General features: G+C 67.1%; 4 protein-coding genes. 3 read left to right on the top strand and 1 reads right to left on the bottom strand.

The genetic code is table 11. The annotated features are described in order from the left end of the window. The coding region (locus ACFWPJ_RS29390; RefSeq protein WP_378856244.1) for a fructosamine kinase family protein at window positions 1–455 on the bottom strand (455 nt) is incomplete at its 3' end. A 180-nt stretch (window positions 456–635) separates the two neighbouring features. Here ACFWPJ_RS29390 and ACFWPJ_RS29385 point away from each other — a divergent pair. The 3 genes from ACFWPJ_RS29385 to ACFWPJ_RS29375 all read left to right on the top strand — a co-directional run. Further along, window positions 636–1,865, top strand: coding sequence for a cytochrome P450 (locus ACFWPJ_RS29385; protein ID WP_378856242.1), 1,230 nt, complete (start codon window positions 636–638; stop codon window positions 1,863–1,865). Window positions 1,866–1,893: 28 nt separating this feature from the next. Then, window positions 1,894–2,610, top strand: a complete 717-nt coding sequence (locus tag ACFWPJ_RS29380; RefSeq protein WP_378856239.1) for a TetR/AcrR family transcriptional regulator — start codon at window positions 1,894–1,896, stop codon at window positions 2,608–2,610. Between the two features lie 101 nt (window positions 2,611–2,711). After that, window positions 2,712–2,936, top strand: a 225-nt coding sequence (locus tag ACFWPJ_RS29375; RefSeq protein WP_378856237.1) for a hypothetical protein, incomplete at its 3' end; no start/stop codon positions are given.

The raw sequence follows: 2,936 nt of genomic DNA, 5'->3' as shown, positions 1-2,936 counted from the left end.
TCGACGGGGTTGTTGTCCATGGGTAGGCCGCCGAGGAAGCCGTCGTTGGTGGCTCCGAAGTCCGGCGCGCCCGCGCGGTGGGTGTGCGCCAGCGCCGCGCCGAATCGCTCGGCGGCCGCACGACTCGGTTCGGCGTGGTCGATCCACTCCATCAGCAGCAGTTCGTCGGTGACGGCGTAGACCTCGGGCACCGCGACACCGTCCGCCTCCCGCAGCCAGCGCAAACCCTCCTCCTCGGCCGCGAACAGACCGGCGGGCGCAGCCGTGGACTCAGCCGTCGGCGCGGCGGAAGCGCCACCGGGCCAGGTCTTGAGGAACAGGTGTGTCCCGTCGTCGAGCACGATCCGCTCGGCCACACAGATCGAGCCACCGGTGACAGGCGTCGTGCGCAAGCGCTGATGCGCGAGGAAGGTCGGCAGCAGATGCGGGTTCGCGCGCAGAAACGGCAGGTCCACGCGGCCATCTTGCCCATCCGGCGGCGATCACGGTCGGCGAACCGCCCGAATGCCGCGGCCACTTTTTGTAAACAGGTATTACTAAACACTGTTCATAAACCGGGCCGGCGTGGTCTCATGGTCTCGGAACGTGTTCTACATCACCCGCGAGAGCGGCGTGACGGACCGGAGGAGACACCCGTGATCAGCCCGAATATCCCGGCAGGATTCGATTTCACCGACCCCGACCTGCTGGCGACCCGATTGCCGATCGAGGAGTTCGCCGAGTTGCGGCGGACGGCGCCGGTGTGGTGGTGCGCGCAGCCGGACCGGGCCAGCGGGTTCGACGACGGTGGGTACTGGGTGGTGTCCAAGCTGGCCGACATCAAGGAGATCTCGAAGAATCCCGACGACTTCTCCTCGCACGAGAACACCGCCATCATCCGGTTCAACGAGGAGACCACCCGCGAGCAGATCGACATGCTCGGCAACATGCTGATGCTGAATCTGGATCCGCCGCAGCACACCAAGATCCGGCGGATCGTGTCCAAGGGATTCACCCCGCGCGCGGTGGAGAATCTGCGGGCGGCGCTCACCGAGCGGGCCGAGCGGATCGTGTACGAGGCGAAGAAGGCCGGACGCGGTGACTTCGTCGAGCAGGTGGCAGTCGAGTTGCCGCTGCAGGCGATCGCCGAACTGCTCGGCGTCCCCCAGGAGGACCGCCGCAAGATCTTCGACTGGACCAACCAGATGATCTCCTACGACGATCCGGAGTTCGAGGGCAATCACCACACCGCGACGGCGGAGGTGATGGGTTACGCCTGGAACATGGCCGAGCAGCGACGCGGTTGCCCGGCCGCCGACATCGTCACCCAGCTGGTCAACGCCGATGTCGACGGCGAGCACCTCGGCTCGGACGAGTTCGCGTTCTTCGTCATCCTGCTCGCGGTCGCGGGCAACGAGACCACCCGCAACTCGATCACCCACGGCATGAAGGCCTTCGTCGACAACCCCGACCAGTGGGAGCTCTACAAGGAGCAGCGCCCGCGCACCGCGCCGGACGAGATCGTGCGCTGGGCGACGCCGGTGACCGCCTTCCAGCGCACCGCCACCCGCGACCTGGAACTCGGCGGCCAGCAGATCAAGAAGGGCCAGCGGATCGGATTGTTCTACAGCTCGGCCAATTTCGACGAAGAGGCCTTCGCCAACCCCTTCGAGTTCGATGTGCTGCGCAACCCCAACCCGCACGTCGGCTTCGGCGGCACCGGCACGCACTACTGTGTCGGCGCCAATCTCGCCCGCCTCGAGATCGATCTGATGTTCAATGCCATCGCCGACGTGATGCCGAACCTGCGCCAGGTAGCCGATCCGGTGCGGCTGCGCACCGGCTGGCTCAACGGCATCAAGCGCTGGGAAGTCGAATACGCTTGAGCCGATACGTGATCGAGGGGGTGGCCGGGTGACGGGCAAGGCGCGTGGCCGTGCGCCGGTGGTGACCGAGGCCGATATCCGACGGGTCTCGCGGGCGCTGCTGGCCGAGCTGGGTCCGGACGCGGTCACCCTGCGGGCGATCGCCCGCGAACTCGGGGTCACCGCGCCGGCGCTGTACCGGCACTACGCCTCGCGCGACGAGTTGATCGAGCGGATGCGGGTCGAGTTCTGCGCCGATCTGGCCGAGTACCTCTCGGCCGAGATCGAGCCACTGGCCGATGACGGCGCGGTGCAGTTCCTCGCTATCTGCCGGGGCTTCCGGCGGTGGGCGCTGGCGAACCCGAGGGAGTTCACCCTGGTGTTCGCCTCGCCCGTCGCCGGCCCGTCGCTGATGCGCCGCTTCGACGAACCATTCGGCCGGATCTTCCTGGCCGCCGCCGGCAGGCTGCTGGCCGGATTCGAGATCACCACCCCGCCGGGCGAAGCCATCCCGGCCGCGCTCCGCGACGACCTCATCGGTTTCCAGACCGAACTGCTCGCCATGCTCTCGGAGTCCGGGCAGAAGTTCCCGGCCGAGAAGCTGGACCTGGGCGTCACGTACCTGATGGTGCAGATCTGGGCCCGGCTGTTCGGCCACGTCACCCTCGAGGTATTCGGGAACTACCCCATCCCCTTGGCCGACCCGGAGGTCATGTTCGACGCCATGCTCGCCGACTTGGCCCGCACCACCGGATTCGCCGGCTGAAAGGTCCTGGTCGCGAGTTCGATCGCCACGGACGCCTCGACTCTGTCGGTGCGGTGGGTCAAGATCGAGCGGTAACCGAGAGCAACGGGGAGTGACTGGCGATGGAGCGCGAGCAGTTCGTGCAGACCGTGATGTCGAGCGTGCGGGCCCACGGGGTCGGCGACGCCGAATACTCCGCTGACGAGTTCAGCGTGCATCACAGCGACGGACGGGTTAGCTATCTGGACAACATCTTTCGCGAGTGCCAGCACCTGGACGCCGAGGAGAGCGGCGAACGGATCACCGCGTTCGTGGCGGCGATGACCAGTTCGGACGAGGTGCCCCAG

The organism is Nocardia sp. NPDC058497 (assembly GCF_042720195.1).
Taxonomy (GTDB): domain Bacteria; phylum Actinomycetota; class Actinomycetes; order Mycobacteriales; family Mycobacteriaceae; genus Nocardia.
Note: the sequence above shows the minus strand (reverse complement) of the source record. Positions and strands in the feature narration are given on the sequence as shown.